This window comes from Calderihabitans maritimus (genome assembly GCF_002207765.1).
Classification (GTDB): domain Bacteria; phylum Bacillota; class KKC1; order Calderihabitantales; family Calderihabitantaceae; genus Calderihabitans; species Calderihabitans maritimus.
Map to the genome: position 1 here is coordinate 1 of NZ_BDGJ01000003.1, position 24,676 is coordinate 24,676.

General features: G+C 50.2%; 30 protein-coding genes. 1 reads left to right on the forward strand and 29 read right to left on the reverse strand.

Annotation, left to right across the window (positions count from 1 at the left end; all coding sequences use genetic code 11):
* From KKC1_RS00645 to KKC1_RS00775, 26 genes are all read right to left on the reverse strand, one after another.
* The coding region (locus KKC1_RS00645; RefSeq protein WP_088552586.1) for a prephenate dehydrogenase at positions 1-851 on the reverse strand (851 nt) is incomplete at its 3' end.
* The gene (pheA, locus tag KKC1_RS00650) at positions 848-1,684 is read right to left on the reverse strand and encodes a prephenate dehydratase (RefSeq protein ID WP_088552587.1); all 837 of its coding nucleotides are present in this window, start codon (positions 1,682-1,684) and stop codon (positions 848-850) included. The genes pheA and KKC1_RS00645, both read right to left, overlap by 4 nt.
* Positions 1,681-2,709, reverse strand: a complete 1,029-nt coding sequence (aroF, locus tag KKC1_RS00655) for a 3-deoxy-7-phosphoheptulonate synthase (RefSeq protein ID WP_088552635.1) — start codon at positions 2,707-2,709, stop codon at positions 1,681-1,683. The genes pheA and aroF overlap by 4 nt, the downstream gene beginning before the upstream one ends.
* A 384-nt stretch (positions 2,710-3,093) precedes the next feature.
* Positions 3,094-3,504, reverse strand: coding sequence for a type II toxin-antitoxin system VapC family toxin (locus KKC1_RS00660; protein WP_088552588.1), 411 nt, complete (start codon positions 3,502-3,504; stop codon positions 3,094-3,096).
* A 3-nt stretch (positions 3,505-3,507) separates the two neighbouring features.
* Positions 3,508-3,714, reverse strand: a complete 207-nt coding sequence (locus tag KKC1_RS00665) for a DUF2281 domain-containing protein (RefSeq protein ID WP_088552589.1) — start codon at positions 3,712-3,714, stop codon at positions 3,508-3,510.
* A gap of 273 nt (positions 3,715-3,987) precedes the next feature.
* Positions 3,988-4,791 carry a tryptophan synthase subunit alpha gene (gene trpA, locus KKC1_RS00675; protein WP_088552591.1) on the reverse strand — a complete coding sequence of 268 codons (804 nt, stop codon included), beginning with the start codon at positions 4,789-4,791 and terminating at the stop codon, positions 3,988-3,990.
* Positions 4,781-5,983 carry a tryptophan synthase subunit beta gene (gene trpB, locus KKC1_RS00680; RefSeq protein ID WP_088552592.1) on the reverse strand — a complete coding sequence of 401 codons (1,203 nt, stop codon included), beginning with the start codon at positions 5,981-5,983 and terminating at the stop codon, positions 4,781-4,783. The genes trpA and trpB overlap by 11 nt, the downstream gene beginning before the upstream one ends.
* Complete coding sequence (locus KKC1_RS00685; RefSeq protein WP_088552593.1) at positions 5,967-6,599, reverse strand: phosphoribosylanthranilate isomerase; 633 nt, start codon at positions 6,597-6,599, stop codon at positions 5,967-5,969. Before KKC1_RS00685 ends, trpB begins: the two co-directional genes overlap by 17 nt.
* The gene (gene trpC / locus KKC1_RS00690) at positions 6,583-7,389 is read right to left on the reverse strand and encodes an indole-3-glycerol phosphate synthase TrpC (protein WP_088552594.1); all 807 of its coding nucleotides are present in this window, start codon (positions 7,387-7,389) and stop codon (positions 6,583-6,585) included. Before trpC ends, KKC1_RS00685 begins: the two co-directional genes overlap by 17 nt.
* On the reverse strand, positions 7,386-8,405 hold the full coding sequence (gene trpD / locus KKC1_RS00695) for an anthranilate phosphoribosyltransferase (RefSeq protein WP_088552595.1): 1,020 nt from the start codon (positions 8,403-8,405) through the stop codon (positions 7,386-7,388). Before trpD ends, trpC begins: the two co-directional genes overlap by 4 nt.
* Positions 8,406-8,440: 35 nt before the next feature.
* Positions 8,441-9,010 carry an anthranilate synthase component II gene (locus tag KKC1_RS00700; protein ID WP_088552596.1) on the reverse strand — a complete coding sequence of 190 codons (570 nt, stop codon included), beginning with the start codon at positions 9,008-9,010 and terminating at the stop codon, positions 8,441-8,443.
* Positions 8,991-10,490: an anthranilate synthase component I gene (gene trpE, locus KKC1_RS00705; RefSeq protein WP_088552597.1), complete on the reverse strand. Its 1,500-nt coding sequence runs from the start codon at positions 10,488-10,490 to the stop codon at positions 8,991-8,993. Before trpE ends, KKC1_RS00700 begins: the two co-directional genes overlap by 20 nt.
* A 267-nt stretch (positions 10,491-10,757) precedes the next feature.
* Positions 10,758-11,636: a phosphonate ABC transporter, permease protein PhnE gene (gene phnE, locus KKC1_RS00710; RefSeq protein ID WP_088552598.1), complete on the reverse strand. Its 879-nt coding sequence runs from the start codon at positions 11,634-11,636 to the stop codon at positions 10,758-10,760.
* Complete coding sequence (locus tag KKC1_RS00715) at positions 11,584-12,381, reverse strand: phosphonate ABC transporter ATP-binding protein (protein ID WP_088552599.1); 798 nt, start codon at positions 12,379-12,381, stop codon at positions 11,584-11,586. Before KKC1_RS00715 ends, phnE begins: the two co-directional genes overlap by 53 nt.
* 18 nt (positions 12,382-12,399) lie before the next feature.
* On the reverse strand, positions 12,400-13,299 hold the full coding sequence (gene phnD, locus KKC1_RS00720; RefSeq protein WP_088552600.1) for a phosphate/phosphite/phosphonate ABC transporter substrate-binding protein: 900 nt from the start codon (positions 13,297-13,299) through the stop codon (positions 12,400-12,402).
* Between the two features lie 265 nt (positions 13,300-13,564).
* Positions 13,565-14,629 (reverse strand): ABC transporter ATP-binding protein, encoded by a 1,065-nt coding sequence (locus tag KKC1_RS00725; protein ID WP_202819890.1) that lies wholly within the window; start codon positions 14,627-14,629, stop codon positions 13,565-13,567.
* Between the two features lie 14 nt (positions 14,630-14,643).
* Positions 14,644-16,218, reverse strand: a complete 1,575-nt coding sequence (locus tag KKC1_RS00730) for an ABC transporter permease (protein ID WP_088552636.1) — start codon at positions 16,216-16,218, stop codon at positions 14,644-14,646.
* Between the two features lie 3 nt (positions 16,219-16,221).
* Positions 16,222-17,310: an iron ABC transporter substrate-binding protein gene (locus KKC1_RS00735; protein WP_202819892.1), complete on the reverse strand. Its 1,089-nt coding sequence runs from the start codon at positions 17,308-17,310 to the stop codon at positions 16,222-16,224.
* 392 nt (positions 17,311-17,702) lie between these two features.
* The gene (locus tag KKC1_RS00740; protein ID WP_088552602.1) at positions 17,703-18,041 is read right to left on the reverse strand and encodes a putative signal transducing protein; all 339 of its coding nucleotides are present in this window, start codon (positions 18,039-18,041) and stop codon (positions 17,703-17,705) included.
* 18 nt (positions 18,042-18,059) lie between these two features.
* Positions 18,060-18,431 (reverse strand): DnaJ family domain-containing protein, encoded by a 372-nt coding sequence (locus KKC1_RS00745; RefSeq protein WP_088552603.1) that lies wholly within the window; start codon positions 18,429-18,431, stop codon positions 18,060-18,062.
* Between the two features lie 159 nt (positions 18,432-18,590).
* Complete coding sequence (aroH, locus tag KKC1_RS00750) at positions 18,591-18,971, reverse strand: chorismate mutase (protein WP_088552604.1); 381 nt, start codon at positions 18,969-18,971, stop codon at positions 18,591-18,593.
* Between the two features lie 16 nt (positions 18,972-18,987).
* Positions 18,988-19,404: a HutP family protein gene (locus KKC1_RS00755; protein WP_088552605.1), complete on the reverse strand. Its 417-nt coding sequence runs from the start codon at positions 19,402-19,404 to the stop codon at positions 18,988-18,990.
* Between the two features lie 151 nt (positions 19,405-19,555).
* The gene (locus KKC1_RS00760) at positions 19,556-20,071 is read right to left on the reverse strand and encodes a hypothetical protein (RefSeq protein ID WP_088552606.1); all 516 of its coding nucleotides are present in this window, start codon (positions 20,069-20,071) and stop codon (positions 19,556-19,558) included.
* Between the two features lie 119 nt (positions 20,072-20,190).
* The gene (locus KKC1_RS00765) at positions 20,191-20,949 is read right to left on the reverse strand and encodes a fumarylacetoacetate hydrolase family protein (protein WP_088552607.1); all 759 of its coding nucleotides are present in this window, start codon (positions 20,947-20,949) and stop codon (positions 20,191-20,193) included.
* A gap of 19 nt (positions 20,950-20,968) precedes the next feature.
* Positions 20,969-21,406: a hypothetical protein gene (locus KKC1_RS00770; protein ID WP_088552608.1), complete on the reverse strand. Its 438-nt coding sequence runs from the start codon at positions 21,404-21,406 to the stop codon at positions 20,969-20,971.
* A 124-nt stretch (positions 21,407-21,530) separates the two neighbouring features.
* Positions 21,531-21,773, reverse strand: a complete 243-nt coding sequence (locus KKC1_RS00775; RefSeq protein ID WP_088552609.1) for a hypothetical protein — start codon at positions 21,771-21,773, stop codon at positions 21,531-21,533.
* 141 nt (positions 21,774-21,914) lie between these two features.
* Here KKC1_RS00775 and KKC1_RS00780 point away from each other — a divergent pair, with 141 nt between their 5' ends.
* The gene (locus KKC1_RS00780; protein ID WP_088552610.1) at positions 21,915-22,406 is read left to right on the forward strand and encodes a general stress protein; all 492 of its coding nucleotides are present in this window, start codon (positions 21,915-21,917) and stop codon (positions 22,404-22,406) included.
* Between the two features lie 2 nt (positions 22,407-22,408).
* On the opposite strand, the gene KKC1_RS00785 is transcribed toward KKC1_RS00780, so the two are convergent.
* The 3 genes from KKC1_RS00785 to KKC1_RS00795 all read right to left on the reverse strand — a co-directional run bounded on the left by KKC1_RS00785 (position 22,409) and on the right by KKC1_RS00795 (position 24,613).
* On the reverse strand, positions 22,409-23,143 hold the full coding sequence (locus KKC1_RS00785) for a pseudouridine synthase (protein ID WP_088552611.1): 735 nt from the start codon (positions 23,141-23,143) through the stop codon (positions 22,409-22,411).
* 24 nt (positions 23,144-23,167) lie between these two features.
* Positions 23,168-24,106 carry an ADP-ribosylglycohydrolase family protein gene (locus KKC1_RS00790; protein WP_088552612.1) on the reverse strand — a complete coding sequence of 313 codons (939 nt, stop codon included), beginning with the start codon at positions 24,104-24,106 and terminating at the stop codon, positions 23,168-23,170.
* A gap of 282 nt (positions 24,107-24,388) precedes the next feature.
* On the reverse strand, positions 24,389-24,613 hold the full coding sequence (locus tag KKC1_RS00795) for a MoaD/ThiS family protein (protein WP_088552613.1): 225 nt from the start codon (positions 24,611-24,613) through the stop codon (positions 24,389-24,391).
* Between the last annotated feature and the right edge of the window lie 63 nt (positions 24,614-24,676).

The following is a 24,676-nucleotide window of genomic DNA, read 5'->3' on the forward strand; positions in this document are numbered from 1 at the left end:
CTGGAACGAATTTCCTGGGCCTGACGAAAGATGCCGGTCAAGGTATCTTTATCTCCGGCCGCCATAACCGCCTCAAATTGATCCAACCAATGCCGGAAATGCCTGATCATCTTTATTATTTTTTCCGCATTGGCCAGGCAAATATCCCGCCACAATTCCGGGTTGCTCCCGGCAATACGGGTTGTGTCCCGGAAACCGCCGGCGGCCAGGGTAAGAATATCCGGATATTCGTCCGCCAGCCCTCCCACCGTGTTTACCAGCGCGGCGGCAATCACATGGGGAAGGTGACTGACGGCAGCTACAATGAGGTCGTGTTCCTCGGGAGAAACCGTTTTAACCCGGGCACCGGTTTTTTCGATTAAAGCCGTCACAATTTCCAATGCCTGCCGATCGGTACGTTCCGTCGGCGTAAGAAGGTAAACGGCATTTTCAAAAAGATAACGATCGGCAGCTTCAATTCCCGCCCGTTCTGAGCCCGCCATGGGATGACCGCCTACATAGTGGATTTGCGGATAAAACAGTTCTTCTAAATTTTTTACAATGTCCACTTTAGTACTGCCTACATCAGTAACTATACTGCCGGGAGCGAGAAAAGGTTTTATCTCCCGGGCCACAGGCACAATCTGCCCGAGGGGAACGGCCAAAATGACCAGGTCAGCCCCCCGTACGCCCTGCTCCAGGTCCTGGGTTCCATGGTGAATGGATTGGGTGGCCAAACCCAGTTCCAGGCTGTTCCGGTCCCGGTCAATGCCTACCACTTGTTCTACCACATTTCCCTGCGTAAATGCCATGCCCAGAGAGCCGCCGATTAGGCCCAACCCTACTATGGCGACTTTTTCAACTCGTTTCATTTTTGTTCCCCCATGTCCCTGGGATATGAACCGAGAATCCTCAGTAAAGCCGTTTTCCGCCGCAGTCTGTCTAACACCCGGCTGAGCTTGGGGTCGGTAGCATGGCCTTCACAGTCCAGAAAAAAGAGGTACTCGCCCAGTTCCTTTTTAGTCGGCCGAGACTCTATCTTAGTCAGATTGATCTCCTCAGCGGCGAACTCCTCCAAGACCCGATAAAGCCCTCCCGGTCGGTCCTGAGGCAGGGCCAGTACCATGGAAGTTTTATCTTTTCCGGTAGGTTTTACCGGACCTCTCCCGACGGTTATAAAGCGCGTCTTATTTCCCCGGTAATCTTCTATGTTTTCGGCCAGCACTTGAAGCCCGTACAGTTCGGCGGCAAAACGAGAGCTGATGGCAGCCCAGCTATCCGGTCCCGAAGCTACTATGCGGGCAGCTTCTGCCGTACTCGCCGCCGTCCTGAGACTTACCCCCTGAAAATTTTGCCGAAGGAAGCCACGGCACTGGGCTAAAGCCTGGGGATGAGAATAAATAGCCTGGACTCGTTTCCAGTCCGTCTGTTTGCCTATCAAATGGTGGTGAACCTCTAATATTACCTCGCCTATAATGCTCAGACTTTTTTCCTCGACCAGCATATCCAGGGTGACATTAACCGTCCCTTCAATGGAATTTTCTACCGGAACTACCGCTGCATCCAATCTTTTCTCCGCTACTCCCAAAATAACTTCCGGTATGCTTTCATAAGATACTAATTCCCACCCAGCTTTGTCGGCAATCCAGCGCTGAGCAGCCTGCTGGGAAAAAGTTCCCTGCGGTCCCAGGTATCCCAGTTTCATGACCGGTCACCGGCAATTCTCCGGCCCAGAACCCGGGCTACTCCTGTTAGTTGCTCCATCATTTGGCCGAAGTCTTCCGGCGTCAAAGATTGCGGTCCGTCCGACAAGGCTTCGCTGGGATTGGGATGTACTTCCACCAAAAGCCCGTCGGCACCGGCCGCTACTGCTGCGCGGGCCATAGGAGCTACCAGCTGCCGTTTTCCTGTACCGTGACTGGGATCAACTACTACCGGCAGGTGAGACATCTGCTTAACCAGGGGAACGGAACTCAAGTCTAGAGTGTTACGGGTAGCGGTCTCAAAGGTCCGGATCCCCCTCTCACATAAAATTACATCATAGTTTCCCTCGGACATAATATATTCCGCCGCCAGGATCCATTCCTGTACGGTAGCGGAAGGCCCTCTCTTGAGAAGGACCGGTTTCCTGATTTTTCCTAATGCTTTCAAAAGAAAGAAATTCTGCATATTGCGGGCGCCTACCTGAAGCACATCGGCATATTCAGCCACCAAGGGAATGGTTTCCGGATCCATAACTTCGGTCACGATGGCCAGTCCCGTCTTTTCCCGGGCTTCCGCCAAAAGCTTAAGGCCTTCTTCTCCCAGGCCCTGGAATGAATAGGGAGAAGTTCTCGGCTTGAACGCACCTCCCCGGAGAAGGGTAGCGCCGCATTCCTTAACCTTGTAGGCCGTCTCTAGGAGTTGATCCCTGTTCTCCACCGCACAGGGCCCGGCTATAACCTGGATTTCCTCTCCGCCGATCTTGATGTCTCCTATCTGAATTACCGTATCCTCCGGTTTAAATTCCCTCCCGGCCAGTTTAAAGGGCTGAAGAATAGGAACTACCTTTTCCACTCCCGGCATCGCTTCCAGAGCACCATTCTCCAGACGGGTTTTATCTCCTATAGCTCCAATAATGGTTCGAGCCACCCCCTGAGATAGGTGTACCTTGAATCCTTTATCTTTTAACCGTTCAATCACTTTGTCAATATGTTCTTTCTTGGCATCATGCCTCATAACCACAATCATTCCCTTATCCCCCCTGATAAATATTCTGGTCAGTCGTATTTCGACCAACATCCGAACATTCCCGCCTACCGTCCGCTTTCATCTCCCTTCTTTACAGGCAGCGGGTAGGGGAGGAAAAAAACAAAAAACACTCCGGCCAGGAGTGATGACTGCTCTTCCCTGAGCTTCCCCTCCTACCGTTCTGCCGTCCTACTAGGTAATTTTTTGTTTAACGTCTACCGTTCTACCGTCCCCCAGCTTGAAATGAAGGGGTATTAAAGTCATCATACCATAGCCGTGCGGAGATTACAATAGGGTCTCAAGGGACTGCGTTTTGCGAAGCGCTTCGCTCGCGGCCAAGCGGGGTTAGCATGACGGTTTGCCCATTGAGTTAGATCTGTTGCATCAACTAACATGGTTGCCTAACACCTCCGCCGGCGTTTTCCTTCCCCGTTCTGTACGGTCAAAGTCGCTATCAAAGCTTACAATGGTAAGGTTGTATTTTTCGGCAGTTACATACTGGTAAGCATCGTCGAAATCCATGTTAAATTGTTCTATTACGCGAACGAGGTGTTGGGTATCTTCAGGCTCAAGGTGAATCAGGACAACTGCTCCGTCCATAAAAGCATCCCGGACAAAACGCAACAGTGCCTCTACCCGGTTCAGTCTGCTCAACACCACCCCGATAGAATGAAAGGCAAAATCTGTGATGAAGAGACGCTCCGATGGCATGTGGTCGAGAAAGGCTCTGACCTCTTCGGATCTTGCCTGGTCCAAAAGCCGCTCCAGCCATACGTTGGTGTCTACCAGGTACATGGGTCAGTCACCTCGCCATTCCAATGCTTTTTTCTGGAGTTCCAGCGATGTATATTGGTCACGATAATCCCGCAGCGCGCCCGCCCAATCCTGGCGCAGTTTTCTCCCAGGTTTCTGTGCCCGCCTCTCCAGCAGGAATTGCACAAAGTCCTTGACTTCCTGCTGAAGCTCAGGGGGCAACTCCTTAATCATCTCTTCCAGGGTCTTCATGCCTTCACCTCCTGTCGAAATCTAACGCCACCATCCATACCGCCTCATGCCGTCGGAAATCAATCACCTTTACGGCAATCCGCTGGTGCTCACCCGGTTTTGAAGGGGAATGAAACAGAAAATAACTGTGAGCCCAAACATGACAACCTTTGTTCAACCGGTACTTCATGGTCTTATTATACCAGGAAACCGAAGCGGAACCATAGCTCAGGGGTACCTCCAAATTTCATGGCTGATTTTTATTCCTAAAAGTTCTTCCAGGAGTCTAGTCCACTAACCTACTAGGGCCTGTTTTAAGTGGGCGGTGAAAGTTTTGACCCGCCGGAGCATTTCTACGCGACTACCAGCATATTCTTCGATGATTTTGACCACGGCACTCCCCACTATCACCGCCTCGGCATGGCAAGCAACGTGCCTCGCCTGCTCCGCCGAGGAGATACCGAAACCTACCGCTACCGGCAGAGAAGTGTACTGGCGCACCATCCGGGTAAGCTGCTCCAGACCCGGCGGAAGTTGGCGACGCATACCGGTTACTCCGGTAAGGGAAACGCAATATATAAAGCCGTCCGCCTGTTCGACAATCTTCTTAACCCGTTCAGGGTAAGTAGTGGGAGCCACCAGGGGAATATAGGCCAGGCCGGCCCTGCGTGCCGGTTGATAAAGCTCGGCCCCTTCGTCTACCGGCAGGTCGGGGACAATCACCCCGTCTGCGCCGGCATTGGAAGCGTCCCGGACAAAGGCTTCCACCCCGTATTTCAATATGGGGTTGAAATATCCCATTAACACCAAGGGGATCTGACTGCAACGGCGAATATCTTCCACCAGATGAAGTATCTTAACCACACTCGTACCTGAATTCAATGCCCGTTGGGAGGCCCGCTGGATGACCGGTCCGTCGGCCAGTGGGTCGGAAAAGGGAATGCCCAGTTCTACAATGTCGGTTCCGCCTTCCTCCAGGGCCAACACCAGTTCCGCGGTAGTCTCCAGGTCCGGGTCGCCGGAACATATGTAAGTAATCAGGCCTTTGGCCCCTTCGGCCTGCAGTTGGGAAAACTTCTGCCGGATTCTAGCGGACATTTCCTTCACCTCCCCCCAGTTGCATAACGGTAGCCAGGTCTTTATCTCCCCTGCCGGACAGGTTAACGACTACTATATCCTCGGGGGAAAGTTCAGGCGCCTTTTTCACGACCCAGGCCAGGGCATGGGCGCTCTCCAGAGCCGGAAGAATACCTTCCGTCCGGGTTAAAAGGTGGAAGGCTTCCAGAGCCTCCTCATCGGTTACAGCGACGTAATCTACCCTTCCTGTTTCTTTCAGGTAACTGTGTTCCGGTCCCACCCCCGGGTAGTCCAGCCCGGCGGATACGGAGTGGGCGTTAAGGATCTGCCCGTCTTCGTTCTGCAGGACATAGGTATAAGAACCGTGAAGAACACCGGGGGACCCAGCCGTAAGAGTGGCGGCATGCCGTCCGCTTTCCAGACCTTCCCCGGCCGCTTCTACTCCCACCAGCTTTACTTCTCGGTCTTCGAGAAAGGAATTGAAGATGCCGATGGCGTTGCTACCGCCCCCTACGCAGGCCACTACGTAATCAGGCAATCTTCTCTCCAGTTCCCAAAGCTGTTTTTTTGTTTCCTCTCCAATAATGGACTGGAAATCTCTAACCATCATGGGGTAGGGGTGGGGACCTCCTACCGAACCCAATACATAGTAGGTGTTATTAACATTGGTCACCCAATCCCGAATGGCTTCGTTCATGGCATCTTTAAGCGTCCGGCTTCCGCTGGTTACCGGGATGACCCGGGCTCCTAAAAGTTTCATGCGGGATACATTCACCGCCTGTCGCTCTATATCTACTTCTCCCATGTAAATGTCACATTCCAGGTTAAAGAGAGCAGCCGCCGTTGCCGTTGCCACCCCATGCTGTCCGGCTCCGGTCTCCGCAATAACCCTTTTTTTGCCCATAGTGCGGGCCAGTAGAACCTGGCCAATGGTGTTGTTGATTTTATGGGCTCCCGTGTGGTTTAGATCTTCCCGCTTTAAATAAATTCGGGCGCCGCCCAAATGTCCGGTCAGACGCTGGGCGTAATAAAGCGGGCTGGGACGCCCTACGTAATATTTTAAATAATATCTTAATTCCCCTTTAAATTTAGGGTCATCTTTAACCTTCAGATATGCGGCCGTGAGTTCCTCTACCGCCGGCATTAAAGTTTCCGGCAGAAACCTTCCCCCGAAGCGCCCGAAATATCCTTTCTCGTCAGGTAATCCTGTCACTCTCAAAAGCCCTCCTTACTGCCGCCATAAACTCAGCTATTTTACGCGCATCTTTCTTCCCGTCCGTTTCCACACCACTGCTGACATCCACCGCATATGGCTTGACCCGGGCAATGGCTTCCCCCACATTATCGGGGTTGAGGCCGCCCGCCAAGATAATGGGCCTGCCCAGCTTCCGGGCTTCTGCGGCAATTTCCCAATCAAAGGTCTGCCCCGTTCCTCCCCGCTTACCGGGGACGTAAGCATCCAGTAAGTAGGCGTCAACCTGGTACCGGGACATATCTTCCAAGACTGAACGGTCCTTTACGGAAAAAGCTTTGATTACCTGCTGGCTGTAGCCCCGGCAGTATTCCGGGGATTCCTCTCCATGAAATTGAAGCACGTCCAGCCGGCAGAAAGTTGCTATTTCCTGCACTGCATAGCGTTTCTCATTGACAAAAACCCCTACCCGGGTAACAAAAGGAGGCAGGCGGCAGATGATCTCCCGGGCCTTTTCCGGATTAATATACCGCCGGCTGGGAGCAAAGACAAAACCTAAAGCATGAGCCCCCTGATCCAAAGCTACCCGGGCCTCCTCCCATTCAGTAATGCCACAAATTTTAACCCGAACGGTCATGGTCCACCTCTTCTAAATTATGGCCTAGAAATTCTGCCATCTTCTTTTCTACATTTTCGCTCATCATCAAGCTTTCTCCTATCAAAAAGGCGTTAACTCCGTGATTTTTTAAAAATTCAATGTCCCGCCGCGTTCTAATGCCGCTTTCACTGACCAAAATCCTATCCGGCGGAACCAATCCAGCTAGCTCTACGGTAACCTTTAAGTCGGTCGTGAAAGTATTAAGGTCGCGGTTGTTAATGCCTATAACTCGAGCCGGAGTGTCTAATACCATTTCCAGTTCCTCCCGGGTATGTATTTCCACCAGGCAGGTTAATTGCATTTTCCGGGCCAGTTGTAACAGTTCTTCCAGCAGGTCCCTGGTCATGGCCGCAGCTATGAGAAGTATGGCATCAGCTCCATGAGCCCTGGATTCCACCACCTGGTAAGGATCAATGATGAAGTCCTTCCGGAGGAGAGGAAGGGAAACAACCTCTTTCACCCGGGAAAGAAAGGACAAATCTCCTTGAAAGTACTTCTGGTCGGTTAACACGGAAATCGCGGCGGCACCACCCCTTTCATATATACGAGCAATGGCTGCCGGGTCAAAGTTGGGTCGAATAACTCCCCGCGAGGGAGAAGCTTTTTTCAGTTCGGCTATAATGCGGATGCCCGGTGCTTGTAATGCGGCTACCAGATCCCGGGTCGGAGGCAGTCCCTGGATGCGTTCTTCCAACAAATGAAGGGGAACTTTACGCCGCCGGTTCTTTATTTCCTCTTTTTTGTCCACCAATATACGCTGTAGGATCATGCGGCACTGCTCCTGGAAAATTCGATTAGGTCAAGTAATTTCTGCCGGGCCGCCCCCGAATCGATACTTTCCGCCGCCAGAGCTATCCCCTCCCGAACCGTATCGACCAAACCGCCTGCCATCAGTCCGAAAGCCGCGTTCAGGAGAACCACATCCCGGCAGGGACCCGGCCGTCCTTCCAATACCTGCCGGGCAATAGCCGCATTTATCTCGGCCGAACCGCCCTGGATATCTTCCAACCGGCCTCTTTCCAGTCCCACCTCTTCCGGTTCCAGGAAGAAAGTGCTGATTTCATCTCCTTCAAGCCGGGTTATTTTGCTGGGACCCGTCAGCGTAACCTCATCTAAACCGTCAGTGCCATGGACTACAAAGGCACGGCGACAACCCAAACGCTGAAGCACCTGGGCCATAACTTCAGTCAAATCGGGATGGAAAACGCCCACTACCTGGGCCTGGGCCCCGGCAGGGTTGGTTAGAGGGCCTAGAATGTTGAACACCGTCCTTATACCGATTTCCCGCCGCGGTTGGACAGCATATTTCATGGCACCGTGGAAGCGGGGAGCAAATAGAAAGCCAACTCCTACTTCCTTCAGGCAGCGGGCCACCTGCGATGGCGCCATATCGATATTGACCCCCAAACTTTCCAGAACGTCAGCACTACCGCACCGGCTGGAAACTGAACGATTGCCATGCTTGGCTACCGGCAACCCCGCCCCCGCTACTACAAAAGCTGCCGTGGTGGAAATGTTGAAAGTATTCCGGCCATCTCCGCCGGTACCGCAGGTATCTACTAGGCCGGAAATATCTACCTCCACTCTTTCCGCTTTGGCCCGCATAGTCCGGGCAAAACCGGTAATTTCTTCTACCGTTTCTCCCTTAATACGCAGGGCCGTAAGGAAAGAGGCTATCTGGGAAGGAGTTGCTTTTCCCTCCATTATCCTTTCCATAGTCTCCTGAGCTTCTTCCTCGCTCAAATCAATTCCATTAACCAGCTTTTCCAAAATATCTCTCATTATTTAGCCTCCTCTCAACTAATCTCAACTCGGTCTAATTATTCAACTAATCGCAAAAAGTTAGCGAGTAGCTCCTTCCCCCTTTCCGTCATAATGGATTCCGGATGAAATTGAACACCTTCTACTGGAAATTCTTTATGACGGATGCCCATTATTTCACCGTCCTCCGTCTGTGCCGTAATTTCCAGACATTCAGGCAATCCTTCCCGGCTGACAACCAGTGAGTGATAGCGGGTGGCGGTAAAGGGATTGGGTATACCGGTGAAAATTCCCCGGCCGTCATGATAGATGGTGGATGTTTTGCCATGCCTCAGTTCCCGGGCAGCGGTCACTTTGCCTCCATAAACCTGGCCGATACACTGATGCCCCAGGCAGACACCTAAAATAGGCAGGTTTCTGCCAAAATGCCTTATAACCGCCAGGGATATACCGGCTTGTTCGGGTCTACCGGGACCGGGGGAAATAACTATACCGGAAGGATTTAAGTCTTCAATAGCTTCCAGGGTTAACTGGTCATTGCGGTAGGTAACTACTTCCTTCCCGAACTCCCCTAGGTATTGCACCAGGTTATAAGTGAAAGAATCATAATTATCTATCACCAACAGCAACCGGCTCACCCCCTGCCTGCCGGAGGGCAGCTAAAAGCGCTCTCGCTTTGTTTAACGTCTCCTGGTACTCCCTCTCCGGCTCGGAATCGGCTACAATCCCGGCCCCGGCCTGTACGTATGCCCTGCCCTGGTGGAGCAGGACGGTACGGATGGTGATGCAGAAATCCAGGTTTCCGTTCAGTCCCAGGTAGCCTATACCACCGGCGTAGGGCCCTCTTCTGGTCGGTTCCAGTTCCTCAATGATTTCCATGGCCCTTACTTTCGGCGCCCCCGAAACCGTCCCTGCCGGGAAGCAGGCCTTCAAAGCATCGAGAGGGGTCTTATCCTCCGCCAGCTCTCCCTGCACCGTAGAAACCAGGTGCATAACGTGCGAGTATTTCTCTACTTCCATAAAGTCCGGCACCGTGACCGTACCGTAGCGGCTTACCCGTCCTACGTCATTCCGCCCCAGATCTACCAACATTAAGTGTTCAGCCCGCTCCTTCTCGTCGGCTTTCAGTTCCCGGGCAAGTTCTTCATCTTCTAATTCATTTTTCCCCCTCGGCCTAGTTCCGGCGATAGGACGGGTTTGAACTATTCCTTTTTCCACCCGCACTAGCATTTCCGGTGATGCTCCGACCAACTGCAGGTTTTCAAAATTTAGGAAAAACATGTAGGGAGACGGGTTAATTGCCCGCAAACTGCGGTACAGGTCAAAAATGCTGCCCTGGTAAGGCGTATCTAATCTTTGGGAAAGCACCACCTGAAAAATATCTCCGGCTCTTATGTACTCTTTAGCCTGCATGACCTTCTCGGTAAATTCCCGGCGGGAACAGTTGGAACGGTAAAAAATATCTTCCCCGCCCGTTCCGGGACTTTCTCGCAGGGAAAGAGAAGCCAAACCGCCGCTTCCTTCCAGCCTCTCTTTCACCTGTTCCACCCGCCGGCAGGCTTCTTCATAGTCCTTTTCCGGGCTGTCCGTTGGCTCAGAAAGAAAGACAATCTTCAACCGGCAGCGCACGTGGTCGTAAATTAAGACCAGGCGGGTCATGACAAAATAGCAGTCGGGAAGATAGAGGTCGTCCCGGGCCCGGTAAGGCAGCGGCTCCAGGTATCTTACCATGTCGTAGCCAAAATATCCCACGGCCCCTCCGAAGAAACGGGGGAGTCCCGGGTGATCAGTTACGGCAAAACTTTCTACAATCTGCTGCAGCTTGTCAAAAGGATTCCCGTGGGTACGGTAACTTTTTTTGCCCTTGACTATACTAATAGAACCGTTTTTGGCGCTAAAAGTCAGCCATGGATCCAGTCCGATAAATGAATAACGGGCGATGTTTTCTCCCCCCTCCACGCTTTCCAGAAGATAGCTGGGGCTTTCTCGACAAACTTTCCGGTAGATAGAGATGGGAGTCTCCATATCCACCAGGACTTCATCCCATACCGGGATCAGTTTCTCATGGCGGGACCGCTTCAGGTACTCCTGCCGGCTAGGGTTTATCACTTTTATCCCTCCTGTTTGCAACTTAAAAAACAAAAACCAGCACTCAGTGAGTGCTGGTTGTAGCCTTTAAACAAACGTACTCCAGCCCTCATCTCAGCTCTCCTAAACTCAACTAAACTCGCCTCGTCTCTAAATGTTATATTTGGTTGTTCAGGAACTACCCTTACCTAAGCTCTCCTGCTCCTCTTAAGGCTAACCACAACTGTTGATTGTATAATACTACTTCCACCTCTCCCTGTCAAGAATTTTTAGTTTTTACCGGAAAAATCATCTCAGGCATTTGCCCGGCGCATCAAGTACCCGGGTACGCAAAAATTGCCCCAGGATGTCCACCAGCGCAATCAGGATGAGGATAGCCAAAATAAGCGTCATTACCTCGTTATACCGGAAAAGCTTCATGCTGATCATGAGCTGAGTTCCAATACCTCCGGCTCCGACAAAGCCTAATACAGTTGCCGCCCGCATGTTACATTCCCAACGAAAGAGGGTGTAGGAAAGAAATACAGGAAGGCTGAGAGGTAGCCTAGCAAAAAATAACACCTGCATTTCCGTGGCACCGGTAGAACGTACCATTTCTACCAAACGTTGATCTACACTCTCGAACATTTCAGCGTAAAGCTTTCCCAGGATGCCGGTACTATGAACCGCCAGTGCCAGTACACCTGGAAGTGGACCTAATCCTACTGCGGTCACAAAAATCAGTGCCCAGACCAGTTCCGGAATGCCTCGAAAAAGATTAAGAAAAGCTCTGGCAAGGTAATATAGGCTCCAACGCAAAACCCACCTCGCCGTCCCCAGCCGTTCCCGCGAAAATTCTTCACCGCGTTGCCTGACCGCCAGCAGTGACAAAGGAAAAGCAACGAGCACAGCCAAGGCAGTACCAACCAGAGATATTTCAATCGTTTCCACCATTAAGCCAAAGATAGTTCTTAGAAATTTAACATTAGTTTCAGGTGGCCATAGCCCGCGCACAAAGCGGGTAACCGCCTCGGCATTGCCAGCCTGAAAAAGGGTTGTTAAAGAAAACTCGGTTTCCCTTGCGCTAACACCCAGGACAACCAATATAATAACTACAACTGCCAAATTTGTGGGACTAAATTTTGGTTTCAGCGGACTGTTGAGCTCCAATTCCTTTACACCGGACATGGTCGAAATCCTCCTGATAAAGGTCAATTGCTCTGATTCCACCAGGGTCTCCATCATAAATGAGACGGCCGTGCGAAAAAACCAGCAACCGGGAACAATACCGCAAAGCAAAGTCTATCTGATGCAGGCTCACCAGAATAGTTGTACCTCGTTCGCTGTTAAGGCGGCGCAATGTTTCCATCACCTTAATGGCTGTACCCGGGTCCACCGACGCAATCGGTTCATCCGCCAGCACCAGCTGAGGTTTAGAAATAATGGCCCTTGCAACCGCTACTCTCTGCTGCTGGCCTCCTGAAAGTTCATCGGCCCGGGAGTACATTTTATCTTCAATCCCCAGTTCTCGCAGAACCGCAAAAACTTCTTCTCGTTCTTCCTTCCTTAAATAAAAAAACAGTCGAACAGTTTGCGCCAACGATAACGAACCACCAGAACCCATTAAAACGTTATACACCACCGGCAGGGAAGGGACGACATTATGCTGCTGGTAGATCACTGCCAACTTGCGACGTAGTTCCCGCAGGGCATTTAAGGATATCTCACTCATCGTGCGGCCCAGAATCTTTAAGCGGCCGCTGGTAGGGTGCAAAGCCCCATTAATTAAGCGGAAAAGGGTGGTTTTCCCAGCACCACTGGGCCCCAAAATACCTACCATTTCCCCTTCTTCAATCTTTAGATTTACATCCCGCAACCCGTATACCCCACCTGGGTATATTTTGGTTAAATTTCGTGCCTCAACAGCGATCAACCGCTCTGCACCTCCGGTCTATTTACGCAACAGACCCAGCCGCTGAGCTTCTTCTTCGATATACAAGTAGTCCGCATCGCTAACCCTGGCATAACCCTCGGCCCGCATCAGCTTCAATAACTCCGGGTCGTCCATGTCTAGAAAGGCCTGCGTAATGCGCTCCACCAAGTCTTTATCCAGCCCTACTCTTACCACCCAGGGATAACCTTCGATGGGGTCCGAACGGGCAATAATTTTCACTTTGTCCGGATCAATTACACCTTGCTCCACCAGAGTATAAAAAATACGGTCCTCGACTCCCCCAGCATCTACAGTCTGGTTTTGTACAGCTAGCGCCGTAGCGTCGTGCCCGCCGGTGTATATAACTTGTTTCAAATCTTCCGGGACTTTGATTCCCGCCCGGTCAAGCATGATGCGCGGATATAAGGAACCGGAAGTTGAATTAATATCGCCGAAAGCAAAAGTCTTGCCCTTCAAGTCGGCAACCGTTTCCACCGGGCTGTTTGCCGGTGCTATAATCAGACTATGGTATTTGGTAGTGTGCGAATAACGGTCAATTTCTGTAACACTGGGATAGATTTCTGCTCTTTGCTTAGCCTGAACGTAAGTAAGGCCTCCAAAATAAGCAACATCCAACTTGCCGCTGGCCATGGCTTCCACTACAGCGGTATAATCCACAGCCACAAAAAGCTCGACAGGCATATTCAGCTTTTCGGAAAGATATTTCCGAAACGGTTCATACTGTGCCTTTACTTTGTCCGGGGACTGGTTGGGAATAAGTCCTACTCTCAATTTTGTCTCCTGTGCCTGACCGCTACACCCCGCGGCAAAGAAAAAGACCAAGCTGAGAAGAACTACAGGAAGGAGTATTCTGTGAACAATATTTAAAACCCGGTAATTAGTAAATAATGCAAACAATGCTCATCCCCCTCCCATTGTCTTACCTACCCAGAAAACCGGGCCATCCAGCCAACAGCTAACATAAATAATCTTATATTAGTAATATTTATTTGTCCAATCAAAGATTTTGATAGCTTTTTTATGTTGGTGTCAAATATTTTAATGGCTTCGTAAACGAGGTTACTCAACAACAAAACAACTATTGACCCATCCTTCAAGTATAAGGCAAAAAAAAGCGGCACCGAATGAATAAGACGCGGTACCGCGAACGGTCGGATAGTAGTTAAAGCGGGTATACTACCGGTTTACCTATTACCAGTATTTCGACCTGGCAGCCCGGTTCAAAAGCCCGGTCCGGCCTTAAGCGGCAGGAAAGCTGTATTCCGGATGGAAGCTGAACCTGGACTAGCTGGTGGTGGCCAAAGTACTCACACGATATGACCCTGGCTTTGCCCCCTTTAACCGGACGTAGTTCCAGATTCTCCGGTCGAATCATTACCTCCACCGGGCCTTCCCCATCTTCGGACACATCGGCTTTTACCAGACCGGCCCGTTCAAAATCAAACACTCCCAGCTCACAGTAGACCTTTCCGCCTCTGATTTCTCCCCTAAGGAAGTTTGCTTCCCCTACCAGGGTGGCTACCTCTCGAGTTGAAGGACGAGAATACACCTCATAGGGAGAACCGTGCTGCAACACTTTTCCCTCCCACATAACCACCAGCCGGTCCGCAAGGCTTAAAGCTTCCTCCTGATCATGGGTAACAAAAATTGCCGATGCTTTCTCTTCCTTCAAAATGCGTCGGATATCTGAACGCAGCCTCCTGCGTAGCCCGGCGTCCAAATTGGAAAAGGGCTCGTCAAAAAGAATTACCTCCGGTCGGGGCGCCAGAGCCCTGGCCACAGCCACACGCTGCTGCTGGCCACCGGAAAGTTCATGCGGCATACGGGATCCCAGACCGTCAAGACCCACCAATTTCAGGACTTCCTCAACCCTGGCCCGCGAGGAGTTCCGCAATCCGTAACTCACGTTCTGTTCTACCGTCATGTGGGGAAACAGGGCATAATCCTGAAAGACAATTCCAATGTTCCTTGCTTCCGGAGGGACATGACAATGTTTGCTGGACAACACTCTCTTACCCGTCCTGATTATTCCTTCGTCCACTCTCTCCAGCCCGGCAATCATCCGCAAAACAGTAGTCTTACCGCACCCGCTGGGGCCCAGCAGGCAGAGAATTTCCCCCCTGCGCAAAGTTAAATCTATACTGTCCACAGCGCAAAAATGTCCAAAGTATTTCGTTATCTCGTGACACCGGATAGCAAAATCTCCCACTGGCGCTCCCCTATCCAATGCAACATCTCCTTTCAGCGATCTATGCGTTTTAGCAGGCCAGTAACGGATAGCAAGGAAACCAGAACTAGCAGGAGCGAAGGCAAGGCAGCCCGGGCATAAAAACCTTCTTCCATGGCCCCCCATACAACGGTAGCCAGGGTTTGAAACCCTGTAGGGCCCAATATCATGGTTATCGGTAATTCTTTCATTACCGACAGGAAGACAATAATCATTCCCCCAAAAAATCCCGAACGCATCAAAGGCCAGGTAATGGTTGCCATTACTTCCATGCTGCTACGTCCAAGGCTTCTGGCCGCTTCCTCAATTCTCGGGTTGATCCGCAACAAAGAAGCACGGATTGCACCGCCTGCTTGAGGCAAAAACTGGACCATATATGCAAATACCAGGAGGGTCATTGTCTGGTATAAAGGCCGGGCGTATTTTATCCCGAAGAAAACCAAGGCAAGTGCTATGGCAACTCCGGGCTGTCCATAGCCGATGTAGGTTAGACGTTCCAGGGCATGGCTGAGCTTGCCGGGCTTGCGTACAGATAATAGCATTACTGGTAACGCTGCTACAGCAGTAACTACTGCAGCTACGGCTGAGATATAAAAGGAGTTCCAGACCGGTTTCAAAAGCAAACGCAAACTTTCTCCTGCTGCCACACCGCGAACTAACCAGTATGCAATAGTTAATACCGGGATAACCAGAGAAAAAAACACAATTCCCCCGCAGAACAAGAGTGCCGGCCAGCGCCAAGCACCCAACGCAACCCGGGGAGGATAACGACGGGCCCCGCTATCGGTTCGATAATACTTGGCCCTCGACCTGACCCGCATTTCGGCATACAGAATTATAATGCTCAACAACACCAAAATAAGGCCCAACGCCGCCGCGTAACTCCGGTTGAAAGCAGCCTGATACTGAGTATAAATGGCGCGGGTAAAGGTATTGTACTGCAGCATGGAAACTGCACCGAAATCACTCAGAGTATACAAAGCCACCAACAAACCACCCGCCGCTAAAGCCGGGCGCAATTGGGGAAACGTTATCCGCCAGAAAGTAGACCAGCGGTCATGTTCCAGGGTTTGCGATACTTCCTCCAGTGCAGGGTCAATGTTCTGCAGTGCTTCTCGAACATTTAAAAAAAGATAAGGATAAGTTAACAAGGTCAGAACTAAGAAGGCCCCGGGAAAGCCGTAGATATCCGGCAAACGCTGTATGCCCAAAGGCCCTTCCAGCATTTGTTGTACCATACCCTTTGGCCCCAGCGCTCCGACAAAAGTGTACGCACCGACGTAACTGGGGATAACCAGCGGAAGCGTGGCGAGTACTGTCCAGAGCCTCTGAAAAGGTAAATCGGTACGGGTAGTCAACCAGGCCAGAGGTAAAGCAACAGCCACCGCAGCTACGGTTACGGACACAACTAGAACTGTGGTGTTCAGAATGAGTTTCCAGGTTTGAGGTCTAACAATTTGTTCCCAAACTCCCGGTCCAGCCTCCAGTGTCCTTATTAAAAGATACGCTAAAGGTAAACAGAGGCTCCCCGCTACCAATATAGCGGGGAACCAGAGCAAATTGAAATGCCGGTGACCGTAGACTTTCATCACTTAATCGAGAACTCCCGTCTCCTGCAACAATTTCAGGGTGTTTTCGAGGTCGGACAGGTCACCCAGGTCAATATCGGGCGTTTCTATTTCCGACAGCGGGACCAGATCCGGGTGGATCTTAATTCCCTCCACTAAGGGATATTCGTAAGTCTCATCGGCAAAATATTGTTGAGCTTCATCGGAAAGCAGGTACGTTATTAATTTCTCTGCCAAATCCTTCTGCTTCGACGATTTCAATATTCCCGCTCCCGCTACATTAATTAAGGCTCCAGGGTCGCCACCTTTGAGATAATAATTTTTGGCCGGGAATTCATCGCCGTACTCTTTCTTCAGTCGGAAAAGATAGTAGTGATTTACAAAGCCGACATCAATTTCGCCTTTCCCGACTGCTTCTACAATCGGAGTGTTTTTAGGGTAGACACGAGGCTCATTAGCCAGTATCCCCTTCAGCCATTCCCGAGTTGCCTCCTCGCCCAGACTGACCCGCATTGCCGTAACGAAGGCCTGGAATGAACCGTTGGTGGGCGCCCAACCGATACGGCCCTTCCACTTGGGATCCGTAAACTCCAAAATGGAATCGGGGAGGTCTTTCTCCTCTAATTTATCAGTGTTATAAACGACTACTCGCGCGCGGCCCGATATGCCTACCCATTCTCCTTCAGGAGACCTGAAACGCGGTTCTACTCTCTCCAAAATACCGGCAGGTAGCTCGGCAAAAAGCCCCTGTTGGGCCACCGCTCCCAGAGCACCCGCATCTTGTGCCAAGAACACATCAGCGGGACTGTTTTCTCCTTCCTCCAAAATAGTCGCTGCCAGCTCGGCGGTCTTTCCATACCGCACCTGTACCTTTATTCCGGTCTTTTCTTCAAAGCGCTTGAATAGCGGTCCTACAAGTTCTTCACTTCTTCCGGAATACACGGTAACACTTTTCTCCTCAACCGGCTGCCGGTCAGAAGTTTGCTGCTCAGTAACCTTTCCTTCTTCCTTCGGCTGCTGAGAACCGCAACCTGCCAGGATGACAGCTAAAACCAGTAGCATGCTGAGCATAACAATCTGCCCGTATCTCTTTCGCCAAGCTTTTAGAGCCATAAATTGCATCTTCCTTTCTCCCATCGTAATTGGTATTAGATGATCATTTGCTAATGGATTTCATTATCAATGTTTATGTAAAGTGGTATTTTTTCACCCCTTCTATTGTCTCACCTCCCCGTCTTTATGTGGCCAAGACAATTATCGTATTTGTAAATGAAATTCATTCTCATTGTATAGCTATTAATACATCCCATGCAACATTGGATACCGATCAAATTTTGTCTTTTCAGCAAACTAACACTCATATACACTGTATTCCACTGTATTCCGTCCGTTTTCAACAATTTTCTGCCAGCCAGGGGATGGGGTTTCTCGAACTACAGCGGTAGAGGGCCTGAATAAAGGGCTATGTATCATCCGACTTGAAGTTGACATAGGACCTGTTATTACTACTTCAAGTCTTTTAGTAGCTCTTCTGCCATTTCTTTATCGTCCCGGCTAACCCGGATTTCAACAGGTCCAAGTAGCGGGTTAAATCCCGACCCAAAACGGCCCAATGCAAACAGGTCCTGTAATCTTTCACCTTTTGCAAAATATCGAATTCCAGCGCCCTCTAAAATGGACTTGGCAATCATAATGACGGCCGGATTTTCTGATTTTAAGACGGTAACCAGATCTACATACTCTAACTCCGGCTCCGGTGGTAGTTCTTCTACCAAGGCAACTTGGCAATCAGGACATTCTTTAACTCCCTCTACATATTCATACTTGCATTTGGGGCAAAACACATTAAATCTTCCTTTCCTTCAGTAACCTAATTTTTGATAAATCCTGTTCTTATAATAACGCAGGGCAGCATTTTTTACCCTTCTCTTCTCCATGAGAATGTTAAAGCGTAAAATTTTCTCGCTTAATTTTTGGGTTAATAATTGTTTTTCCTCTTCCTCATAACAACAGTTTATTAAATCCTGCAGGGAAATGATCTCCTTTTTGAGCTCTAATTCTTCCGGTAAAATACCGGCATTTTTAAGAATTTTATACCCGGCCCGCAGTTCCTCAGGAACACGGGACAGGTCTTCCAGTTCCAAAGGCTTCCCTTTACCGGAAAGGTTATCAAATTCACCTTTTTCCATCGCTTCACGGATCTTGTCTTCAGCAATTTTTTCAAAAATATCCATCGTCCTCACCCCTGACTTGTAGTAAGCCAGCGCAGGCCCTCGGTATCGGACCGTTCCCCCTTAGATTACAAAACCCTTCTTTGTTAGAATTGTCTGGCATGCTGGAACAGGTTAATAGAACACATAAAAAAGGGGTAGCCATAGTAAAAAGGCCCCCTTTTATTCTTCCTTTTCGTCAATTGCAACCAGGTCTTTTCTCAAATTTGCCGCTTCTCTTAAGTAAATATGTTTGATCTCCTCCTGAGATTTTAAGGTGTTCACATGCATCAGTACCCTGATTACACTAGGAATGCTACCGGGTACACTTATCTCCGTCGCACACAAAAGGGGTACCCGCGTCCAACCCAAGGCTCGGGCAGCAGCAGCCGGAAAGCTGGCATTCAGGTCATCGGTAACGGTGAAGAATATGCTAGCTATATCTTCCGGTTTGACTTCATTTGCCTCTACCAACTTTAGCAGTAGTTCTTTAGTGGCTTCAATAATTTCCTTTTCGCTGTTCTCCGTAACGGAGGTGGCTCCGCGGATGCCGCGGACATACATGAATTTCACCCTCCCCTTACGGAACGGCACGATGGCCCAGACCGATGGCTACCTCATCCAGATGCAGCAGTCCAATTCCAAAGAAAACCGCCACGCTGACATGATCTTTCTGCCGGGCAATACCGATCTTGCCTCCCACGTTTAATCCCAAGGCCTTAGGCATAATCTGCGATAGTGCTTCCCGCGTTGCGCCGGCAATCGCTCCTTCATCGGTGTGGGTTTCCCTGATCACACCTTCCCTTTTAGCGGCTACTACCGCTCTTTCCACAATCTTGTTTACCGAGCTTATAAATTCACCGCCGTAATCCACCGCAGCCGTCTTAATGCCCATTTGGTGAAAATGAGCCTTGAGTTCATTCTCTTCCTGCCGGCTTTCAGACAGAGCCATCCTTATAGCTACGGCTGCTATCTTTTTACTCCCGTAGTCGGGCATGAAACTAGCCTCCTTGACATAAACAATTAGACACTCCTGCAGGAGTGTTAGCCTAAAGGTAGCCGTCCTGCCATCCTACCTTCCGTTCTTTGTTCTTATGTGCTCTTGATTATAATACAATTCCTAAAAATGGACAAGAGGAAACGTAAGGTCAAGGCCCCGTTTCTCTAAAAATCACTTTGCCTACCTTCGCCACCCCACCCTGTACTTCAATCACCTGGCCTACAGATGGCCGGGCAATATTGGAGGAGGTTGCTACCACTTTGAACCGCAGGGGAAGAGTATAAAAGCTGCCGTCAATTTCTAAAAAATCACCGGGAAACACCCTCACGGTGACCTGTTTATCCCTGAAGTCCGCTACTTTTTCTCCGTTAACCAGTAAGATGGCTTTCTGGAGGGTGGAATAATTCTCTAACCTCAGCGTAACCGTAGCAAAGGCAACCGACCCGCTAGTAACGATCCGGGCCTCCGGATTATCCATATAAAATTCGGCTAGTTTCCCTTCCATTCTTTCTGAAAAACTGAGATAAAAGCGAATAGGGTCATGGGTTAAGAATGCCTGGACTACTACTAGAAGTACCAGCCCCAGTAAAACAGTGCGAAACAGGAAAGTTTCCGCCGCTTCCGTCCATACCAGAAATCTATCTCCCCGGGAATGCCTTTTCATCGGTTCCCCCACCTCAGTTTTTGGAGTTGTCTACCAATCGTTATATTTTATGCCTCTGGGGGAACCTTTATTCTCTACTCAAAGACGTATCGGCTGGAACTTCCAACAACGGTGACCAATCACCCAGCCACTACCCGGTTGGTCAGGGATCCAATCCCCTCAATTTTTACCGTTACTGTGTCCCCCGGCTGCATGGGGCCAATACCGCTGGGAGTACCGGTAATTAATACATCTCCCGGGTATAAGGTCATTATTTGAGATATGTAACTTACCAGCTCGTTCACCGGGAAAATCATCTGATTGGTGTTGGAAGACTGTTTAACCTCACCGTTTAAAGTTAAAGATATTTTCAAGTTGCCAGGATCAATATCAGTGGCAATGACCGGTCCCAAAGGACAAAAAGTGTCAAAAGACTTGGCTACCGTCCACTGGCCGTCTTTCGGTTGCTTATCCCGTGCGGTAACATCGTTGGCACAGGTATAGCCCAGGATTTTCTCCCATGCTTCCTCCGGGGTGACCCGGTGGGTCGTTTCTCCGATAACCACGCCTAATTCCGCTTCGTAATCCACCCGGTTGCTGAGAGGCGGATAAATTATATCCTGCTGGTGTCCAATAACCGTAGAAGGAGGTTTCAAGAAAAGCACCGGCTCCTCGGGAAGGGGCAGGTTTAACTCCTCGGCATGGTCCCGGTAGTTAAGCCCGACACAAATTACTTTAGAAGGCTCACAAGGCGCCAACAACATAATATCGTGATAACTGTACACCCGGCTGGTAGTTTCATATCTGCCGTAAATAGAACCTTCAATAGCCGTAATTTTATCTCCCCGCAGGATGCCATACTGAACTTTCTTCCCATCCCAAAAACGAACAAATTGCATAACGACCTCTCCCCCTTATTTACCTGCCGTTCATTTTGCGTTCCATCAAAAGACGGTAGCTCTGCAATTCCTCCCGGATTTGAAATAAAATCCTTTCTACTTCCTCCCGTTTCAACACCATCTCTCCAGGCTCGAGTATTTCTACCTGGCGAAATTCATCTCTCATAACAAAACGTATCACATCCGCTATGGAGTCGGCGGATATGGTCAGGATTACCGGAGCATAAGCCGTTTCAGCGCCGGATATTTCATCCGTTACAGTATATACATTGCCCGAAGCGTCAATATCTTCAACGGTCAGCCCCGGTAAAGGTACGTTGCGCAGCATGGTTATTTTCTGTTCCCGTACTTCTTCTGCCGCTTTTTCCAATTTGTTACCGCGGAAGAAAAAACCGGACGGCTTAGTCTGCCCTTGGTAGTCAAGCCGGATTTTTAGTTTCAGCGGCCTCTCTCTCACCCCGGACCCCCGCCTCTGAATAAAAATTTATCCCCAGCCTTGTCGCCAGGGATGCCCCCCATTTGCCAGTCGTATTTATTTATTCGATTTTTGTCGTCAATATCCTCCAAAATTAATTAAGAGATTACGGCCAGATCAGGTCGGAAGAACCACAGTAGGTACACCGGTCAAAGTAGGCTTCCGGCGTCTGGCATACCTGTTGTAGCCTCTGGTGGTCGAGCCCCCGGTTTTCTACATGACGAATACTTCCCTTCTCATCAAAAACAGCTATCAACCCGGGCACGGAGCCGGTTACGCCGGGAAAAGCAGCGGGAACGGAACTGCTGCCAAAGCTGGCAGTGTTGCCGCAACGGAGACACCGGGGCATGATATCAACTCCTTATATAAATATAAATTCACTCTAACTTTATTTTTCGCCATTTGCTTCCCAATATACCCTTTTATCAATCGCTTGCTGTATAAGTAAGCCCGTAACACGCCATAATACTTGGGAAAGGGGGGTAAATCAATGAGTGTAAGAAGAACTATTGTGGGTACCTTCAAGTCACTGGATCAGGCTCGCAGGGCTATTAAGGAAATCTGTGAAGAAGGCCTGGCCAACAATCAAATATCTTTAGTCCTTAAGAAAAACTATAAAGTCGATGCCGAATACGCGGAAGAAGTAGCCGGAGATTTATTTGAAAACAAACTCCATGACTTTCGGGGTATTTTAGTTCAGGCTGATGATATAGAACTACCGGAGGTAGGCACAGTGGAAGCCGGAGGCCCCCTGGCGGGAGCCTTGCGTCAGGGAGATAAGACCCTACAGGAGGCCCTCACCTACTACGGCGTAAGCAAAGATATGGCCGCCTACTACCAGCAACAGGTAAGTCAGGGTCGTGTACTGGCGGTTATTGAAACCAACAACGACAAGGTAAACCAAACGGCCAACATTTTGGACGGATACGGAGCGAAAGACGTTTTCAAGTGGAGTAAAAGAATAAACAAGCCTCTTCGCTAGGCTTAAGACTTGTCCAAAACCTTCTTCTCAATCTCCTTTAACTTTCTAATTTCCTTGGTAGTGAGAGAGCGGTACCGGCCCACCCTGAGGTTCCCAAGGTAGAGGTCGGCTACGGCCGTCCTTTTTAATCGTAATACCCGGTGTCCCACGGCATCACACATGCGTCTTACCTGCCGATTGCGGCCTTCATGGATTTTTATCTCCAGCCAGGTGTTGCCCTTTTCCCGGCGGAGTAACCGGACTTTGGCCGGGGAAGTCCACCCGTCCTCCAGCAACACTCCTGAACGCAATCGTTCCAGGGCTTTTTCGCCAGGATGGCCCTGAACCAGAGCTAAGTATGTCTTTTCTACTTCATGCCGGGGATGGGTTAGAGCATAGGCGAGGTCGCCGTCGTTAGTCAATAGAAGCAAACCTTCCGTATCGTAATCCAGTCTTCCCACCGGATATATCCTTTGGGGCACGTCTTTAACCAGGTCCATGACCGTATTTCTTCCCTGGGGATCACTGACCGTAGTAACATAGCCCCGTGGCTTGTTGAGCATTATATAAATTTTCGGTTCTCCCGCCGGGACGGGCTTACCGTCAACTTCGATCTTATCGGCTACCGGGTCAACTTTGGTACCCAGCCGGGTAACCACTTCCCCGTTAACTTTGACCCGCCCTGCTTTAATGAGTTCTTCACTTTTCCGCCGTGAAGCTATTCCGGCCTTGGCCAGTACTTTTTGTAATCTTTCCACCCGCTTCCCTCCCGCCTCTTAACTTTAATTTCCTGCAGCGGGTACCAAATTATACAGAGCGTCAGCCGTTTCAAGAATTTTATCTCTGTCCTGTACCCGGTCTTTCCAAACCAGGGGAATTTTCCCGGCACCGTGATACGCTCCGGCAATAGCCCCGCAGATGGCACCGATGCTGTCGGTGTCACCACCGGCATTCACCGCGGCAACCAAAGCATCGCGAAAACTATGGATATGCTTGAGGAAACAGTAAAAGGCGGCGGGGACGGTTTCCAGTACAAACCCGCCGGTTCCCAACCGGGCCAACCCCTCCTCCTCTTCCAAGGAAAGGAGAGGCAAAATCATTTTGATCCGCTCCGCCATCTTGTAGTTAAGGTCCTCCACAAACTCCGCCGTTTCTCGTATAAAATATTCCTGACTGAAACCGCTTTCAGCAGCAGTCAGGCAATAACTGACCGCAAAAGCCACGGCCGCAGCTCCGGCGCAGGCCCGGGAATCGGTGTGCGTTATCACGGAGGAGGTAACGGCGTCCTTCTTAAGCTCTCCCCGTCGGCAGTAGTGAAACAGTCCTAAAGGGGCAACCCGCATGGCCGAACCGCACCCGGCCGAAGGAATCCCTGCCTCCCGCCACGGGACGCCGCAGGCCAGTCTGGTGGCCGCCTCCCAGCAGGCGCGGCCGGGCCCAACCGCGTAGTCCCGCCACCGGGCAAACCTGCCGGCAATATCTTCAGGACAAAACCGGCGGTGCTCCACCAGGGATTGGGCGATAATAAGGCTCATCTGCGTATCGTCGGTGTAACTGCCCGCCGGCAGGCCGCGAGCAGGATGGAAATCCTCCAGAATACCGAACTTTTGCCGGATTTGTTCCCGGCTCATACCTTCAGCCGGCATCCCCAGCGCATCCCCAATCGCCATACCCAGCAGGCAACCCAGGAACCTGTCCCGCAGTTTTTCGCTTCTTTTCATAGGGGAACTCCTACCACAAAATTTGAATCTATATCGGTTGACATTCTACATTTTTCCTTAAATTCCTTTGCGTCACATATAACCAGCCAAGTGCTCCAAAATAGTGCCCCTCAGTTGGTTTGAGCAAACAAAAAAATCAGGTGCCGAAGTTCTCCAGAGATCGATTTACTGCTGGTTTTTCTAGTTTAATCTCCAGGTCTCTTTTCGCTTTGGGGCTCGTGTTCTCTCTCGCTTATAATAAACGTACTTTTGGAAGCGTTAGACGAAGTCATAGTCAATTGCTCAACCACCACTGGCTGGACTAAAAAAGAGAACCTCATCATCAGACTTGAGTTCATAATCTTCTCCAACAAGTTTTCCATTCACGGAAGAGCAAGCCTCGGGCAAGCCCAAGCGTTGACGCAAATCTCTTATCGTATCACCCTGCCTGACATCAATAGTACGGAATTCCCTAAATGCTGGGTAAGAAAAAGAAATAATCCCCAATAACTTTACTCTTACCTTCATAATCTCTTATCCTCCACTAATTTCATCCACTCTCCAGACTTATTTTAACTTTCATCTTACAAA

What these genes read in the sequence shown, in the direction of transcription:
- pheA (WP_088552587.1), bottom strand. Translation starts at nt 1,684, where the DNA reads ATGAAACTGGGATACCTGGGACCGCAGGGAACTTTTTCCCAGCAGGCT.
- aroF (WP_088552635.1), bottom strand. Translation starts at nt 2,709, where the DNA reads ATGATTGTGGTTATGAGGCATGATGCCAAGAAAGAACATATTGACAAA.
- KKC1_RS00660 (WP_088552588.1), bottom strand. Translation starts at nt 3,504, where the DNA reads ATGTACCTGGTAGACACCAACGTATGGCTGGAGCGGCTTTTGGACCAG.
- KKC1_RS00665 (WP_088552589.1), bottom strand. Translation starts at nt 3,714, where the DNA reads ATGAAGACCCTGGAAGAGATGATTAAGGAGTTGCCCCCTGAGCTTCAG.
- trpA (WP_088552591.1), bottom strand. Translation starts at nt 4,791, where the DNA reads ATGTCCGCTAGAATCCGGCAGAAGTTTTCCCAACTGCAGGCCGAAGGG.
- KKC1_RS00685 (WP_088552593.1), bottom strand. Translation starts at nt 6,599, where the DNA reads ATGACCGTTCGGGTTAAAATTTGTGGCATTACTGAATGGGAGGAGGCC.
- trpC (WP_088552594.1), bottom strand. Translation starts at nt 7,389, where the DNA reads ATGATCCTACAGCGTATATTGGTGGACAAAAAAGAGGAAATAAAGAAC.
- phnE (WP_088552598.1), bottom strand. Translation starts at nt 11,636, where the DNA reads ATGTCCGGTGTAAAGGAATTGGAGCTCAACAGTCCGCTGAAACCAAAA.
- KKC1_RS00730 (WP_088552636.1), bottom strand. Translation starts at nt 16,218, where the DNA reads ATGAAAGTCTACGGTCACCGGCATTTCAATTTGCTCTGGTTCCCCGCT.
- KKC1_RS00735 (WP_202819892.1), bottom strand. Translation starts at nt 17,310, where the DNA reads ATGGCTCTAAAAGCTTGGCGAAAGAGATACGGGCAGATTGTTATGCTC.
- KKC1_RS00745 (WP_088552603.1), bottom strand. Translation starts at nt 18,431, where the DNA reads ATGGATATTTTTGAAAAAATTGCTGAAGACAAGATCCGTGAAGCGATG.
- aroH (WP_088552604.1), bottom strand. Translation starts at nt 18,971, where the DNA reads ATGTATGTCCGCGGCATCCGCGGAGCCACCTCCGTTACGGAGAACAGC.
- KKC1_RS00755 (WP_088552605.1), bottom strand. Translation starts at nt 19,404, where the DNA reads ATGCCCGACTACGGGAGTAAAAAGATAGCAGCCGTAGCTATAAGGATG.
- KKC1_RS00760 (WP_088552606.1), bottom strand. Translation starts at nt 20,071, where the DNA reads ATGAAAAGGCATTCCCGGGGAGATAGATTTCTGGTATGGACGGAAGCG.
- KKC1_RS00765 (WP_088552607.1), bottom strand. Translation starts at nt 20,949, where the DNA reads ATGCAATTTGTTCGTTTTTGGGATGGGAAGAAAGTTCAGTATGGCATC.
- KKC1_RS00775 (WP_088552609.1), bottom strand. Translation starts at nt 21,773, where the DNA reads ATGCCCCGGTGTCTCCGTTGCGGCAACACTGCCAGCTTTGGCAGCAGT.
- KKC1_RS00780 (WP_088552610.1), top strand. Translation starts at nt 21,915, where the DNA reads ATGAGTGTAAGAAGAACTATTGTGGGTACCTTCAAGTCACTGGATCAG.
- KKC1_RS00790 (WP_088552612.1), bottom strand. Translation starts at nt 24,106, where the DNA reads ATGAAAAGAAGCGAAAAACTGCGGGACAGGTTCCTGGGTTGCCTGCTG.
- KKC1_RS00795 (WP_088552613.1), bottom strand. Translation starts at nt 24,613, where the DNA reads ATGAAGGTAAGAGTAAAGTTATTGGGGATTATTTCTTTTTCTTACCCA.